Annotated in this window: 16 protein-coding genes; 12 read left to right on the top strand and 4 right to left on the bottom strand. The window is 61.2% G+C overall.

The features are described 5' to 3' along the window. The first annotated feature begins 25 nt into the window (after positions 1-25). Positions 26-421 (top strand): kinase-associated lipoprotein B, encoded by a 396-nt coding sequence (gene kapB / locus KJS47_RS02745; protein WP_213522559.1) that lies wholly within the window; start codon positions 26-28, stop codon positions 419-421. A 33-nt stretch (positions 422-454) separates the two neighbouring features. Further along, positions 455-1,243, top strand: coding sequence for a TIGR00266 family protein (locus tag KJS47_RS02740; RefSeq protein ID WP_213522558.1), 789 nt, complete (start codon positions 455-457; stop codon positions 1,241-1,243). Positions 1,244-1,342: 99 nt separating this feature from the next. On the opposite strand, the gene KJS47_RS02735 is transcribed toward KJS47_RS02740, so the two are convergent. Then, positions 1,343-1,603, bottom strand: a complete 261-nt coding sequence (locus KJS47_RS02735; RefSeq protein ID WP_374706960.1) for a DUF2533 family protein — start codon at positions 1,601-1,603, stop codon at positions 1,343-1,345. A gap of 132 nt (positions 1,604-1,735) precedes the next feature. On the opposite strand from KJS47_RS02735, the gene KJS47_RS02730 reads away from it, so the two are divergent. Then, positions 1,736-2,338 carry a trimeric intracellular cation channel family protein gene (locus tag KJS47_RS02730; RefSeq protein WP_213524934.1) on the top strand — a complete coding sequence of 201 codons (603 nt, stop codon included), beginning with the start codon at positions 1,736-1,738 and terminating at the stop codon, positions 2,336-2,338. Between the two features lie 113 nt (positions 2,339-2,451). Next, positions 2,452-2,712 carry a YciI family protein gene (locus KJS47_RS02725; protein ID WP_213522554.1) on the top strand — a complete coding sequence of 87 codons (261 nt, stop codon included), beginning with the start codon at positions 2,452-2,454 and terminating at the stop codon, positions 2,710-2,712. Between the two features lie 102 nt (positions 2,713-2,814). Here KJS47_RS02725 and KJS47_RS02720 read toward each other — a convergent pair whose 3' ends face one another. Further along, entirely contained in the window at positions 2,815-3,501 is a 687-nt protein-coding gene (locus KJS47_RS02720; RefSeq protein ID WP_213522552.1) for a DUF2238 domain-containing protein, read from the bottom strand. A 214-nt stretch (positions 3,502-3,715) separates the two neighbouring features. On the opposite strand from KJS47_RS02720, the gene KJS47_RS02715 reads away from it, so the two are divergent. Further along, positions 3,716-4,261, top strand: coding sequence for a histidine phosphatase family protein (locus KJS47_RS02715; protein ID WP_213522550.1), 546 nt, complete (start codon positions 3,716-3,718; stop codon positions 4,259-4,261). A gap of 94 nt (positions 4,262-4,355) precedes the next feature. Here KJS47_RS02715 and murC read toward each other — a convergent pair whose 3' ends face one another. Together murC and KJS47_RS02705 are read right to left on the bottom strand one after the other, a co-directional pair. Continuing rightward, complete coding sequence (murC, locus tag KJS47_RS02710) at positions 4,356-5,654, bottom strand: UDP-N-acetylmuramate--L-alanine ligase (RefSeq protein ID WP_213522548.1); 1,299 nt, start codon at positions 5,652-5,654, stop codon at positions 4,356-4,358. A 238-nt stretch (positions 5,655-5,892) separates the two neighbouring features. Continuing rightward, complete coding sequence (locus tag KJS47_RS02705; protein ID WP_213522546.1) at positions 5,893-6,417, bottom strand: ADP-heptose synthase; 525 nt, start codon at positions 6,415-6,417, stop codon at positions 5,893-5,895. 217 nt (positions 6,418-6,634) lie between these two features. Here KJS47_RS02705 and KJS47_RS02700 point away from each other — a divergent pair, with 217 nt between their 5' ends. From KJS47_RS02700 to KJS47_RS02670, 7 genes are all read left to right on the top strand, one after another. Beyond that, positions 6,635-7,534 (top strand): TIGR01777 family oxidoreductase, encoded by a 900-nt coding sequence (locus KJS47_RS02700; protein ID WP_213522545.1) that lies wholly within the window; start codon positions 6,635-6,637, stop codon positions 7,532-7,534. A 153-nt stretch (positions 7,535-7,687) separates the two neighbouring features. Then, entirely contained in the window at positions 7,688-8,704 is a 1,017-nt protein-coding gene (locus KJS47_RS02695; RefSeq protein ID WP_213522544.1) for an NAD-dependent epimerase/dehydratase family protein, read from the top strand. A 3-nt stretch (positions 8,705-8,707) separates the two neighbouring features. Continuing rightward, the gene (locus KJS47_RS02690; protein ID WP_213522543.1) at positions 8,708-9,775 is read left to right on the top strand and encodes a dihydrodipicolinate synthase family protein; all 1,068 of its coding nucleotides are present in this window, start codon (positions 8,708-8,710) and stop codon (positions 9,773-9,775) included. Between the two features lie 195 nt (positions 9,776-9,970). Next, positions 9,971-10,648: an L-serine ammonia-lyase, iron-sulfur-dependent subunit beta gene (sdaAB, locus tag KJS47_RS02685; RefSeq protein ID WP_213522542.1), complete on the top strand. Its 678-nt coding sequence runs from the start codon at positions 9,971-9,973 to the stop codon at positions 10,646-10,648. Further along, positions 10,649-11,536: an L-serine ammonia-lyase, iron-sulfur-dependent, subunit alpha gene (gene sdaAA, locus KJS47_RS02680; RefSeq protein ID WP_213522541.1), complete on the top strand. Its 888-nt coding sequence runs from the start codon at positions 10,649-10,651 to the stop codon at positions 11,534-11,536. Then, positions 11,533-12,738, top strand: coding sequence for a M20 metallopeptidase family protein (locus tag KJS47_RS02675; protein ID WP_249716063.1), 1,206 nt, complete (start codon positions 11,533-11,535; stop codon positions 12,736-12,738). The genes sdaAA and KJS47_RS02675 overlap by 4 nt, the downstream gene beginning before the upstream one ends. Before the next feature lie 64 nt (positions 12,739-12,802). Continuing rightward, on the top strand, positions 12,803-14,161 hold the full coding sequence (locus KJS47_RS02670; RefSeq protein WP_213522540.1) for a helix-turn-helix domain-containing protein: 1,359 nt from the start codon (positions 12,803-12,805) through the stop codon (positions 14,159-14,161). The last annotated feature ends 60 nt before the right edge of the window (positions 14,162-14,221 follow it).

Raw genomic sequence — 14,221 nt, 5'->3', positions numbered from 1 at the left:
TACCAGCAGCAAAGGAGGATGGAACATGACCGGGAAGCCGGGAGATTGGGTAACCGCCTCATACAAGACGGGAATATACATAGGGCAGGTCGTTGAATGGAACGAAGCGAAGCAAAAGGCGGCGGTCGAGGTGAAGGCGGTCGTCAAGCACCCGGACCAGGGCAACCTGCACCAGCCCGGCCGGGCGGACGTGGCGTTTTTCCACCAGCGCAAAGCTCTCGCCCAACGGGAGATTGCCTGGATGCCGCTTGATACGCTTCTTCCGTATGAAGGCGAGGCTCCGGATTATCGGGACTCCCTGAGACTAGCGGTGGACCGCCAAAAGGCGGAGCTGAAGGAACTGGCGGAGGAACGGGCCGCCTATGCGGCCAAGGCTCTGCACGAGCTGGAAGACCTGGAACGAGACTATTTTGGCTCCTGACGGGAGCCGCGACAAAGAGAGGACGGCGCACGGATGAACGCGCATGAAATTGATTACCGGATAATCGGAAACGAAATGCAGCTGGTGGAGATCGAACTGGACCCGCAGGAAAGCGTCGTCGCGGAAGCCGGCAGCTTCATGATGATGGATGCGGAGATTCGGATGGAGACGATCTTCGGAGACGGCAATTCGAGACAGGGACTGATGGGCAAACTGCTCGGCGCCGGGAAACGGCTGTTGACGGGTGAGAGTCTCTTCATGACGGTGTATACGAACGGAGGCTACGGCAAAAAGTGTGTCTCGTTCGCTGCTCCCTATCCGGGGAAAATTCTGCCGATGGATCTCAGCATGCTGCGCGGCAAGCTGATCTGCCAAAAGGACTCGTTCCTCTGTGCGGCCAAGGGCGTCAGCATTGGCATCGAATTCCAGCGCAAGCTGGGGGCTGGCTTCTTCGGCGGCGAAGGCTTTATTATGCAGAAGCTCGAAGGAGACGGTCTCGCCTTCGTGCATGCCGGCGGGACAGTCGTGGAAAGGACGCTCGCGCCGGGTGAAGTCATCCGGATCGATACCGGCTGCCTAGTCGCGATGACGCAGGACATCGATTACGACATCGAATTCGTAAAAGGAATCAAAACAGCGCTGTTCGGCGGCGAAGGCTTGTTCTTCGCTACGCTGCGCGGACCCGGCACCGTCTGGATCCAATCGCTTCCGTTCAGCCGACTGGCGGACCGGGTCATTTCGGCGTCGGGCGTATCGGGACGGAAGGAAGAAGGAAGCGTGCTCGGCGGACTCGGCAACTTGTTCGACGGGGACAATCGCTGACGCTTTCGTCCCAGGCGTACCGCTACAACTAGGACACAACCCCCTTGGCCAAACCGGTTCGACCGGTCGGCAAAGGGGGTTGTCGTGTCTGCACCTCGATTAGGCGCGCTGCTTGGCTGCGGCCTCGCGAACCATATCCTCCGTAACGTAGACGCGGGTCGGCGAGATGCCGTTTTTGGCGTGGGTGTTGATGGCCGCGGTCGCCTCGTTGATGGCGGCCGTATCAAACGCCTCGCCCGCCAGGCATTGGCGGATGGCTGCTTCAATGGCTGCCTCCCGCCGCTCGTCCAGCAGACGGAAGCGCTCGAGGTGCTCCTGCTGCTTGCGGGAATGGGTGCTGATCGCTTCGTGTACGTTCATCAAGAATCTCTCCTCCGGCAGGGAAAAATAGGTCTGGCTCGGGTCCCTATCATGCTTTAATATGATACTATACAGCTTGACGGCTGACAAACAAGATCAAAGGCAGGCACAAGTGTGGATTGGGTATTGTATATGAGCGTAATCGGCACGATCGCCTTTGCGGCAAGCGGCGCGATCGTGGCGATGGAAGAGGACTATGATATTCTGGGCGTCTATGTGCTGGGCCTGGTGACGGCCTTTGGCGGCGGAGTAGTCCGTAATCTGCTGATCGGCGTCCCGGTCACCATGCTGTGGGAGCAGGGAATGCTGCTGAAGATAGCGCTGCTTGCCATGACGCTGATCTTTCTGCTGCCGTCCATCTGGATTCAGCGCTGGCGGACTTGGGAATCGTTTTTTGACGCGATCGGCCTCGCCGCATTCTCGATCCAGGGAGCGCTATATGCAGTCACCATGCAGCATCCGCTCAGTGCCTGTATCGTGGCGGCTATGCTGACCGGTGCGGGAGGCGGCATCATCCGCGACGTGCTTGCCAGGCGCAAGCCGCTGGTGCTTAGAGACGAGATATACGCGGGATGGTCGATTCTCGCTGGAATCTGCATCGGACTCGGCTTCGCCAGGTCTACGATGGAGATCGTCGTCCTGTTCCTTGTCGTCATCACTATGAGAATGCTATCCGTGCATTTCAAGTGGCGGCTGCCCAAGCGGTCGTTCCAGCGGATGGGAGGAACGGGCTGACGGCCCGCTCCGGAAGCGAGCCGTGCTTCGCCGTCTGCCCGCCAGGCGGGCGGCGAGACCCGGAGGGCTCATGGCCCTCCATCCCGACTACTAGCGTACATAGGAGGAGAAGGATGAAGTACTTCGCTGTTTTTTTGCCGATGAAGGATGAGGCGCTTAGCCAGGAATACCGGCCGGCCCACCTGGAGTATCTGCAGAAGCTCAAGGAGGAGGACAAGCTGTTCGTCTACGGCCGGTTCGTAGACGGCTCCGGCGGACTTGTCGTCTACCAGGGCGAGTCCTACGAGGACGTGAAAGCGCTGGTCGAGCAGGATCCCTACGTGGTGCACAAGGCGCGGGATTACGAGATTCGCGAGTGGGCTCTGGTACGCTAAGCGTCGTACCCATGCAAGAAGCTTGACCGAAGAGGCCAAGCTTCTTTTCTGTTTGACGGGGCTAGCAGCCCAACTCGGGTTAGCGCCCTCGAGCAAGCGCGGCTAAGGAGCGGACCGGTTGGCACGCCGGGCCAGCCAAACCGACAGCACGATGGCGAGGGCGCCGCCGAGAAGCGACATCTCCATGTCCTTTTGCGAATCGAACGGGTCCCCTTGGGTGCCGAGATACTGCTGCGCCAGCTTCTCGCCGGCGAGGAGCGCCACCCGAACTTCCAGAATCTCGAACAGAGCCGACATCGCGAGGATGATCGCATAGGGGACGGCATACGACCAGAACCGGCTGAGCTGCGACCTGTGCAGGAGGACTTCGCGGACTGGGAAGAAGACGAGGAGCCCGAACGTCAGGTGCACGATACGATCATAGACGCCTCGACGGACATGGAACGTCTCCCGGTACCAGCTGTCGATCGGGGTATGTTCATAAGCATAATGGGCCCCGACGGCATGCAGGAGGAGAAAGACCGCGAGCAGCAGATAGGAGCGGTTGGTGAACGGATAGAGGCGATACGTAAAAGCCATCGCAGCCACGGCTGCCACGATAAGGGCATTCTCGAGGAGCCAATCCCGGCGGTCGACCGGATGAAACGCTAGAATTGTCCACAAGACGGCAAAAACGAGCAGCACCAGCTGCAGCAGCCTGTTATCCCGGAAGGAGGGAACTCGTTCCAGCGTGAAGCCCCGAGTGTCTGGAGATGAGCCGCGCGGGCGACTGCCGGCGGAATGGGTCATGGCAAGGCCTCCTTATGGAGAGTAGGAAAGGCGGCTGAAACAGCCCCCTTCCTCCTAGCATGTCCCTAAGACTGGTCAAAAATGCCATCCGCCGGTTCGAAAGAGGCAGTCACCCGGCAGCCATAGGGAAGCGGGTATGGGCAAGCCGGAACTTGAAACGGGAATTAAAAGACAAAGAGGTCCCGGCGGTGCCGGGACCGAAAGGAGCTTGCAAATGGAAACGATCTATCTAATCCGGCACTGCCAGACAACCGGACAAGAGCCGGAGGCCGGTCTGACCGAGCAAGGGGAGCGGGACGCCCGGCTACTCGCGGATCGGCTGGGCGGGCTGGACATCGGCTGCGTGGTGACCAGTCCGTATCTCCGTGCCGTCGCTTCGGCCGTGCCCTTTTGCGCGAAACATACCGTTCCTATGGAGACGGACCCCAGGCTGAAGGAAAGGGTGCTCAGCGGAGAACCGGTCGCCGATTGGAAGGAACGGCTGGCCGCATCGTTTGACGATGTTCATGCCAGGCTGGAGGGCGGGGAGTCCTCGGCGGAGGCGGCTGCCCGGGGAGCGGCGGTAGTGGAGGAGCTGTTCGCGAGGCCAGGACAGGCTGCCGCCGTCTTCACGCACGGCAATTTGATGGCGCTCCTGCTGCGGCATTACACCGGGGCGTTCGGTTACGAAGACTGGCGCCAGCTTACGAATCCGGATGTGTACCGTCTGGACCGGGCCGGGGACGGCGTCCGGGTGCAGCGGCTCGACTGGCGGCCGTAAGAGGCCAGCTGGACCGGACACAAGCAAGGCGTCGATACCACGCTGGGGAGCGGGAATCGACGCCTATTCGATGGAAACGGCCAGCTGCCGAAGTTTACAGCGTTTGCAGCACACGCTGGTATTTCTGGATATCTCCGGCTCCCATGAAGATGAGCACCGACTCTTCGTAGCCGGAGAGGAGCGAGACGGTGTCCTCGTCCAGCAGACGGGAGTTCGGGATCCGGTCGCGCAAATCCTCGATCGTGACGGATCCGGCCTGCTCGCGGGCCGAGCCGAAGATGTCGCAGAGGAAGACGTCGTCCGCTTCCCTGAGCGACAGCGCGAACTCCTCGAGAAGCTTCTCCACCCGGCTGTACGTATGCGGCTGGAAGACGCCGATGATCCGGCGGTTCGGATATTTGCTGCGGGCGGCCTCGAGCGTAGCTTTGATCTCCGACGGATGGTGGGCGTAATCGTCGATCAGCACGTTGCGCTTCCATTCGGTTTCGGAGAACCGCCGTTTGACGCCGAGGAAGGTCGCCAGCTGGCGGCGAATGTTCTCGAGCGGCAGATCGAGCTCCAGCGCGACGCCGATGACCGCAAGCGCGTTCAACACGTTGTGACGGCCGAAGGACGGAATCCGGAACCGGCCCAGCGGGCGTCCCTTATGCTCCACGTCGAATACGGCCATTCCGCTTTCGTACGCGAGGTCCAGGGCGCGCAGCTCGTTGGTTTCGCCGAACCCGTAGCGGAGCAGAGGCTTGGCCGTCCGGAGCAGGCTGACCTGGGGATCGTCTCCGCAGACGATCAGCTTCCGCTTGACCCGTTCCGCCATCTTCTCGAACGACTGGCGAACGTGCTCGATATCCGAGAAGAAATCGGGGTGGTCAAAGTCGATATTGGTGATGACTGCAAGCTCGGGAGAATAGGCAAGAAAATGGTTGCGGTATTCGCAGCTTTCGAAGACGAACAACCGGCTGCCTGGGGTACCGGTGCCCGTACCGTCGCCGATCAGGCTACAGACCGGCTCTACTCCGCTCAGGGCGTGCGACAGCATGCCGGTCGTCGTCGTCTTCCCGTGCGAGCCGGTGACCGCGATACTCGTATAGGGGGACATCCATTCGCCGAGGAAATGGTGGTAGCGGATGACCGGAATCCCCGCTTCGCTAACACGCGCAACGGCCGGGTGGTCGTCCCGGTACGCATTGGAGGCGATGACGGTAATGTCGTCTCCTTCGGCCAGCGGTGCTTCGGTGAAGCGGTAAATCGGAATGCCGCGCGACCGGAGCGGCGTCTCGGTGAACAGCGTTTCTTCGATGTCTTCTCCCTGCACCGAGTGGCCCAGGTCGTGCAGAATTTGGGCGGCTGCGCTCATGCCGCTCCCCTTAATCCCGATGAAATGGTAACGTCCCATAGGTATCCTCCTGCTCGAACGGTATTCGTATTGTTTCTAACATATGCGAAACTGCCTAGGTTGCTTTGGTCTATCATATCATTTCTTGGCGAACAAGCAAAAAAAGGCCGGCATGTTTCGGCAGCAGCAAGAAAAGCAGGCCGATCGAGAGGCGATCGGCCTGCTTTTTGTAGGATCGAGCGTGGGAAATGGCGGAGGAGAACTCCGCCTTCCCAGGCCACCACAGACGGTTGTTCCACTAAGGCGTCTGCAGGTCTTCCTCCGAAATGCCGCCCTCCAGCGCGAAATCGAAATCCTCGACATCGTACAGCTGGACGGGTACGCCGGCTTCGATGATCTTGTCCTCGAGCTCGAACTGGTCCGTAAGCATGGGAGCCTGCTCGCGCATGCAGAGCAGGACCAGCTCGGTCTCGATCGGGTCGAACCGCTCCCCGTACTGGGCGTTCTCGAGTGTGTTGACGACGATGAACGTTACGTTGTCGCTGATCGGAAACGGCGGGCTTTTGCGCCACGGCACCTGGAGCGCGCGCTCCAGCTTCTTTCTATTGAACGGTTCCTCGAAAAAGGCGATCAGCTCGCCAATCTTCGATTTGACATGCGCGTCCTCTTGCGGATCGGGCATGACCGGCTCGTCGCTGTCTCTCATTTCGTACAGTTCCTGTATGGTGGAATACGGAAGCAGATACTCGACTGGACGGCTCGGCACCAGCAGCTGCCCGTAGATGGCAACGAGGACGGCTTCGATGACAAAGCGCCGGCTCATCGGATGGTTCCCCTCCCTTGTTTGTCTTCAATCCTGAAACGCCGGACCAGAAGGTCGTGTCTATCATAACATGTCCTCCTCCACCGAACCATAGATGCGGGTCAAATTGTTTGCGGGGGGCAGTCCGGCGGGCGGGGAAACGTGATAAGCTTGGGGAAGAAAGCCAATCGTCCAAGTGTTGTCTGGGCGGAAAGCGGAGAATGGAGCGTGATGCGGCATGAGAGTAGCGGTGGCAGGCGGAACCGGCTTTATCGGCCGGCATTTGACGAAGGCGCTGAGCGCGAGAGGGGATGAGGTGATCATTCTGTCCCGAAGCGCCGGGGCGAAAGGCGGGGACGCCTCCGGCTGGCTGACGTGGAATCAGCTCGAAGCCGACCCTCATCTGCTGGAAGGAATAGACGGAGTAGTCAATCTGGCGGGAGAGACGATCAATCAGCGCTGGACCGAACCCGCCAAACGGAGCATTCTAGACTCCCGGATCGAAGCCGCGGGTCGGCTGGCCGCCGCCATCGAGAAGCTGGAGAGGAAGCCGGCCGTCGTCGTGAACGGCTCGAGCATGGCTGCTTACGGAACGTCGGAGACCGAGACGTATGACGAGAGCAGTCCGGCGAAAGCCGTGGATTTTCTCTCCGATGTTGTGCGGGAATGGGAGGCGGCGGCGGACGGCATCCGGGTCCAGCGTCTCGTCAAGCTGCGGGTCGGCCTCGTGCTGGGCGCAGACGGCGGCGCCCTGCCCAAGATGCTGCTGCCCTATAAGCTGATGGCGGGAGGACGGCTGGGGAGCGGGAACCAGTGGGTCAGCTGGATCCACATCGACGATCTGATCGGGCTGATCCTGCTCGCGCTGGACGGCGCGGTCTCGTCGGGGCCGCTCAACGGTACCGCTCCCCATCCGGTGACCAACGACGAGTTCGGCCGGACGGCGGCCAGAGTGCTGCGCCGGCCGCACTATCTCCCGTTGCCCTCGGCGGCTTTCCGGCTCCTGTTGGGCGATATGGCGGACCTGCTCCTCAAGGGGCAGCGGGTGCTCCCCAGCCGGGCGCTTGCGGCCGGCTACCGGTTCCGATTCCCCGAGCTGAAGCCCGCGCTCCGGAGCCTGCTGCGTCCGGACACGTAGCGGCAAACATCCGTTTCCTCCCTTTTGTAAGGGGTTGCACGCAAGATGATCACCGAGGAATCGGTCCTATATAAAGACATCTTAAAGACTTGTCTTTATTTAGGCGGGTGCATAGAATGAAGGTATGAATCCGTTACCACGAAGGGAGAATTTATGCGTACAATTGAAGAATTGGAAGCGAAATTGGCGGAACCGTCTGCCGCATTGGTTAAGGAAATCGCCGAGCTGGACGGCGACATTCTGCTGCTCGGCATCGGCGGCAAGATGGGGCCGAGCCTCGCTCGTCTCGCCATGAACGCTATCAAGCAGGCCGGCGTCAACAAGAAGGTTATCGGTGCGTCGAGGTTTTCGTCCGGCGGCCTGCGGGAAGAATTGGAAAAAGACGGCGTCGAGACGATTGCGGTCGATCTGCTGAACGACGAGGAGCTGCAGAAGCTTCCGGACGTCAAAAACGTCATCTACATGGCGGGCAACAAATTCGGTACGACGGGCAACGAGCATTTTACGTGGGCGATGAACGCTTACCTGCCGGGCCGCGTCGCGGAGAAGTACAAGAACTCCCGGATCGTCGTCTTCTCGACCGGCAACGTCTATCCGCTGACTCCGGTCCAGGATGGAGGTGCGACGGAGAGCACGCCGCCGAACGCAAACGGCGAGTACGGACAATCCAGCCTCGGCCGCGAGCGCGTCTTCACCCACTTCTCCCACAAATACGGTACCCCGATGTCGATCTTCCGTCTGAACTATGCGATCGACATGCGCTACGGCGTTCTCCTCGAGATCGCCAAGACGGTGAAGGAAGGGCTGCCGGTCGACGTCTCGATGGGGCATGCGAACGTCATCTGGCAGGGAGACGCCAACGAAATGGCGATCCGCTCGCTCACCGTTGCGAGCAGCCCGCCCAACATTCTGAACGTGACCGGTCCCGAGACCATCTCGCTGCGCTGGGCGGCCAAGGAGTTCGCCAAACGGTTTGGCGTCACGGCGAACATCGTCGGACAAGAGTCCGAAACTGCGCTGCTGAGCAACTCCACCAAGGTTATGCAGCTGTTCGGCTATCCGCGCGTCTCGCTGCTGCAGATGATCGACTGGATCGCCGAGTGGGTGGAACATGGCGGTGAGACGTGGAACAAACCGACCCATTTCCAGGAAAGAGAGGGCAAATACTAAGCTATGGCTAACCGCAAAGAGTTGACCGCAGAGCAGCTGAAGGCGCTCCATGAAGGATTGGCGATTCCCGCCCATCCGCTCGCGCTGGACGAGAACCGCAAGTTCGACGAGAAGCATCAGCGCGCCTTGACCCGTTACTATATGGCATCCGGAGCCGGCGGCGTCGCAGTCGGCGTCCATTCCACCCAGTTCGAGATTCGCGACAAGGACGTCAATCTGTTCGAGCCGGTGCTGCGCCTCGCGGCCGAAGAAGTCGACAAGGCGAACCTGGACCGCGTCTTCCTCAAAATCGCCGGCATATGCGGACCGACCGAACAGGCGGTCGCCGAGGCGGAGCTCGCCGCTTCGCTCGGCTACGACATCGGTCTGCTCAGCATGGGCGGCCTGCAGGGCTGGACCGAGGAACAGATCCTCGATAGGACCCGCGCGGTGGCCGCGATTATCCCGGTCTTCGGGTTTTATCTGCAGCCTTCGGTCGGCGGCCGGATCTTCAGCTTCTCCTTCTGGGAGCAGTTTGCGAATATCGACGGCGTCGTTGCGATCAAGATGGCTCCGTTCAACCGGTACCAGACGATCGACGTCGTGCGGGCCGTCTGTTATTCGGACCGCCGCGACCAGATTGCTCTCTATACGGGCAACGACGACAATATAGTGAGCGATCTGCTCACCGTCTACCGGTTCAACGTGAACGGCCAGCCGGTCGAGAAGCGGATCGTCGGCGGCCTGCTCGGCCACTGGGCCGTCTGGACCAAGAAGGCGGTCGAGCTGCTCGAGGAGATCAAGAGCATCCGCGAAAACCGCGAGCTTTCCGCCGAATGGCAGACGCGCAACGTGGAAGTAACGGATACGAACGCCGCTTTCTTCGATCCGGCGCATCAATTCCACGGATGCATTCCGGGCATCCATGAGGTGCTGCGGCGCCAAGGGCTGCTGCAGGGCCGCTGGTGCCTGAATCCGAACGAAGAGCTGTCGCCCGGCCAGATGGAAGAGATCGACCGCGTTTACCGCGACTATCCGCATCTGAACGACGACGAGTTCGTGCGGGCCAATCTGGAGAAGTGGCTCGCATAATGCGCCGGCACGCCGGGCGTTCCGGCTTCGGCCGGAAGCCCGGCTGTCCGCGCGGGGAGCGGAATTTTTCCAGGTTTACCTACCAGGACTCTCTGGCGGCACGGCTGTCCAGTGTCTCCGGGAGGCTTGTCGAATAAGCTGACAGCAGATAGCTGGAAGCGACTGACTACAAGGGGTTATTTAGGAGGGGCGTTTGTGCGATTCAAGGATGTATTCTCCATTATCGGACCGGCCATGATTGGGCCGTCCAGCTCGCACACGGCAGGCGCCATCCGTCTCGGGCGGGTGGCTCGCTGCCTATTCGGCAGCCGGCCGGAACATGCGGACATTACCTTCTACGGGTCCTTTGCCGATACGTACCAGGGCCATGGGACGGATCTAGCGATCGTCGGCGGCTTGCTGGATTACGATACCGATGATCCCCGGATTCCGACCTCCCTGGACGGGGCCGAGGAAGAAGGAATGGACGTCACGTTCCGGACGTCCCGCACTCCTGCCCCGCATCCGAATACGGCAAGGATGAACCTGAAAGGCGGAGGCAGAGAGCTTACCGTCACGGGAGCCTCCATCGGCGGAGGCAACATCGAGATTTCCAGCATCAATTCGTTCGACGTCAAATTCACCGGCATGTATCCGACACTGGTTCTCTCCCACGAAGACCGTCCCGGTATGATCGCGGACATTACCGCGATTCTGCGGATCTGGAATATGAACATCGGCTACATGGATCTCGACAGGAAATCGAGAAACGGCGAAGCGATGACCGTCATCGAGGTGGATTCCCCGATCAGCGGCAAGCTGGCGGAGCAAATCCGGAGCATCGGCGGCATGCAGGAGGTCGGCGTGGTGGATTTGAGAGAAGGAGAATCGTAAATGAGATTTCGTACGCTGCAGCAGCTCGCGGCTCTATGCGAGGCGGAGGGCAAGACGATCGCGGACCTGATGCTCGAAGAGCAGGCGAAGGAGTCCGGGCGTTCACCGGAGAAGGAATGGTCGACGATGGCCTCCTATTACGGCATAATGAAAGAAGCGGTTCGCAAAGGCCTGACCGAGGATACGACATCCAGGAGCGGGCTGACCGGCCTGGATGCCCAGCGGGTGAATACCTACCTCGGGTCGCATGAAGCGTCCGTCGGTGAGGAAGCGTGCCGCGCGATGGCTTATGCTTTGGCGGTATCGGAAGTGAATGCCTCGATGGGGCGCATCATCGCCACACCGACGGCCGGTTCATGCGGCATTATCCCAGGGGTCTTCGTCAGCGCCCAAGAACGGTTCGGGTGGGACGACGACCATCTGGTCAAGGGTCTGTTCTGCGCGGGGGCGATCGGCTATGTCGTCGCCAACAATTCCTTCGTCTCCGGCGCGGAGGGAGGATGCCAGGCTGAGGTCGGCTCGGCGATTGCGATGGCGGCCGGCGCCATGACCGAGCTGCGGGGCGGGACGCCGTCGCAGGCGGTCCATGCGGTCGGCCTTGCGCTCAAGAATACGCTCGGTCTCATCTGCGACCCAGTAGGGGGTCTCGTCGAGGTGCCCTGCATCGTCCGCAACGGCTTCGGCGCTGTGAATGCGCTCGCAGCCGCGGATATGGCGCTGGCGGGAGTCCGCAGCGCGATCCCGTCGGACGAGGTCGTGACCGTAATGTACGAGGTCGGCAGCGCCATGCCGGAGAAGCACCGGGAGACGGCCAAGGGCGGTCTCGCGCAGACGCCGACCGGCAAGAAGATTATGAGCGAGCTGAACTTAAGGAGGAAGAAGCCGTGATACAAACCGAGAGGGAACAGGAACTGCTAACCGCAGGCAAGGCTCTCGAAGCCTCTCTTGTCGCCGTGCGGCGGGAGCTGCACCGGCATCCGGAACTGAGCCTTAAGGAAGCTCGGACCGCCGCGCTGGTCGCGGAGCGGCTCACCGAGCTAGGTCTGCCCGTGCAGACGAATGTCGGCGGCTACGGCGTGGTCGCCGAGCTGGCCGGCGGACGCCCGGGCCCGACCGTGGCGCTGCGCGCCGACATGGACGCGCTGCCGATCGAGGAGGAGACCGGTCTGCCGTTCGCCTCGGAGCATCCGGGCGTTATGCACGCCTGCGGCCATGACGCCCATACGGCAATGCTGCTCGGAGCGGCAGAGCTGCTGACTGCTCGCCGGGACGAGCTGGCCGGCACGGTCCGGTTTCTCTTCCAGGCGGCGGAGGAAGTGAACGCCGGTGCGAAGGGAATGATCGCCGACGGCGCACTGGAGGGGGTAAGCGAGATCTACGGTCTGCATAACCTGCCGACGCTTGCCGCCGGCAAGGTAGCGACCCGCTACGGCTCGCTGATGGGCTCGGTCGACAGGATCGAGCTGACGCTGGAGGGCAAGGGAGGACACGGAGCGATTCCGGACCAGAGCATCGATCCGGTCGTCTCTGCCTCGGCTATCGTGATGGCGCTGCAGACCGCAGCGAGCCGGGAGATCTCCCCGTTCGACCCGGTCGTCGTGACGATCGGCAGCCTGCGGGCCGGGGAAGCGAACAACGTCATTCCGCACCGGGCGGAGCTGACGGGCACCGTCCGCACCTTTTCTCCGCGCGTGCAGGCCGGCATGAAGGAGCGCCTCGAGAGGATCGTGACGGAGACGGCAGCCGCCTACCGGTGCCACGCCGACTTTCGCTACATCGAGCAGAATCCGGTGCTTGTCAGCCATGATCTATGCGTCCAGCATGTCGAGGAAACGGCGGACCGGCTGCTCGGTGCGGAGAACCGGGTGGAGGCGGCTCCGACGATGGCCGGGGAGGATTTTGCCGTCTATCTGACGCAGATTCCCGGCGCGTTCTTCTGGCTGGGCTCGGGCCCCGAGGAGAATGCCGAGCAGGCGTACGGGCTGCACCATCCGAAATTCGATGTGAACGAAACCTGCCTGCCGACCGGGGCTTCTCTCCTGGCAGCCATCGCGGCGAGCCGGCTGGAGGCGCTGGGCGGACGGAACTGAACGGGCGGTGGTGACCCGGTGAAGGGACGAGACATCCGTTCAACTCAACTTGGAGGCGTAGCAAATGACGGGATTAGGCAAAAAGGGAACCCATGACGGCATCCGGATCGGGGTGATCGGCTCGGATGTGCTGGTGAAGAAAGTAGGGAAGGTGCTCAAGGGCTTTCCCTCGTTCGACCCGGTCTTCTCGGTATACCGGCAGGAATCGGAGGTTCCCGTCCTGGCCAAAGAGCTGATGAACGAGGTGGAGGTCATGCTGTTCGGCGGCCCCCTTCCTTACCGGCAGGCCAAGGAGCGAATCAAGTTCACCATTCCAGTCCTCCATCTGCCAATGACGGGGACCGGGCTGTACCGGGCTCTCTTCCGGCTGCGGCAGGAGAAGCCGGTCACCCGGCTAACCGTCGACACGCTCTCGGAGCAGAGTCTGGAGAGCACGCTCGGTGAACTCGGGGAGAGCGGTCTTATGATCGAGTGCTACAATGGGCCCGACCCGTACGGGAAGGAAGCTCTCATCCGATATCACCGGGATGCTTACGGGCGGTACGGCGACGATCACTGCGCCCTAACCTGCGTCAAATCGGTGGCCGAGGAGCTGACGAGGCAGAACATTCCGAATGAGTGGGTGGTACCGACCGAGCAGGACATCATCATTACGCTGGAGCGGGCGCTTCTATCCACCGAGACGCGGCGCAGCAAGGAAGCCCAGATCGTTCTCGGCTTCATGACGCTGGACGACTCCGGGCGCTTGTTCGAGCGGACCGAGACTGAACACGAAGTGCAGAAGCTCAAGCTGGACATCCACCGGATGCTGCTCGGTTATGTCGAGACGCTGGACGGGCATCTGACCCACCTCGGCGGGGATGAATATATGTTCATGACGACCCGCGGGATCTTCGAGCGGGAAACCGGCGGCTACAAATACATACCGCTGGCGCGAGACGCCGAAAAGTCGTTCGGCCTCACCCTTAGCATGGGAATCGGCTTCGGCCGGTCGGCCGGGGAGGCGGGAACACACGCCCGGATGGCTCTCAGGCAAGCCAAGGAGGCGGGCGGCAACATCAGCTTCATCGTGCGCGAGGACCGCAGCGTCATCGGGCCGCTGGAGATGTCCCAGCCGCTGGAGGTCAACCTGTCGCTGATCGATTCCCAATTGATCAAGAAGGCCGAGAATACGGGCATGTCGCTCGCGTATTTGAGCAAGCTGGCCGCCCAAGTCGCCCGCAAGGGCAGGACGGATTACACCGCCCAGGAGCTGGCGGCCATTCTCGGCGTGACCATCCGAAGCGTACACCGGTTTTTGCTGCAGTGGATGGACACGGGGCTCGTTAGCATCGTCGGCGAGCAGCGCAGCCAATCCAAAGGAAGACCCAAGCAGGTGTACCGTCTGCTCTTCATTGACGACCAGGAAGAGAACGAACAATGAACAGAAACGATCAAAACGATCAGATACGAAACAAGTTTTGATTGAAGCATTCACGATAAA

Origin of the sequence: Paenibacillus sp. J31TS4 (assembly GCF_018403265.1) — a bacterium.
Lineage (GTDB): Bacteria > Bacillota > Bacilli > Paenibacillales > NBRC-103111 > J31TS4.
This window is presented reverse-complemented; position numbering and strand designations above follow the sequence as displayed.

Excerpts from the sequence above, each read along its gene's own strand:
- KJS47_RS02730 (WP_213524934.1), top strand. The coding sequence starts at position 1,736 with ATGAGCGTAATCGGCACGATCGCCTTTGCGGCAAGCGGCGCGATCGTG.
- KJS47_RS02700 (WP_213522545.1), top strand. The coding sequence starts at position 6,635 with ATGAGAGTAGCGGTGGCAGGCGGAACCGGCTTTATCGGCCGGCATTTG.
- KJS47_RS02670 (WP_213522540.1), top strand. The coding sequence starts at position 12,803 with ATGACGGGATTAGGCAAAAAGGGAACCCATGACGGCATCCGGATCGGG.
- KJS47_RS02720 (WP_213522552.1), bottom strand. The coding sequence starts at position 3,501 with ATGACCCATTCCGCCGGCAGTCGCCCGCGCGGCTCATCTCCAGACACT.
- kapB (WP_213522559.1), top strand. The coding sequence starts at position 26 with ATGACCGGGAAGCCGGGAGATTGGGTAACCGCCTCATACAAGACGGGA.
- KJS47_RS02735 (WP_374706960.1), bottom strand. The coding sequence starts at position 1,603 with ATGAACGTACACGAAGCGATCAGCACCCATTCCCGCAAGCAGCAGGAG.
- KJS47_RS02740 (WP_213522558.1), top strand. The coding sequence starts at position 455 with ATGAACGCGCATGAAATTGATTACCGGATAATCGGAAACGAAATGCAG.
- KJS47_RS02690 (WP_213522543.1), top strand. The coding sequence starts at position 8,708 with ATGGCTAACCGCAAAGAGTTGACCGCAGAGCAGCTGAAGGCGCTCCAT.
- KJS47_RS02695 (WP_213522544.1), top strand. The coding sequence starts at position 7,688 with ATGCGTACAATTGAAGAATTGGAAGCGAAATTGGCGGAACCGTCTGCC.
- sdaAA (WP_213522541.1), top strand. The coding sequence starts at position 10,649 with ATGAGATTTCGTACGCTGCAGCAGCTCGCGGCTCTATGCGAGGCGGAG.
- KJS47_RS02715 (WP_213522550.1), top strand. The coding sequence starts at position 3,716 with ATGGAAACGATCTATCTAATCCGGCACTGCCAGACAACCGGACAAGAG.
- KJS47_RS02705 (WP_213522546.1), bottom strand. The coding sequence starts at position 6,417 with ATGAGCCGGCGCTTTGTCATCGAAGCCGTCCTCGTTGCCATCTACGGG.
- murC (WP_213522548.1), bottom strand. The coding sequence starts at position 5,654 with ATGGGACGTTACCATTTCATCGGGATTAAGGGGAGCGGCATGAGCGCA.
- KJS47_RS02725 (WP_213522554.1), top strand. The coding sequence starts at position 2,452 with ATGAAGTACTTCGCTGTTTTTTTGCCGATGAAGGATGAGGCGCTTAGC.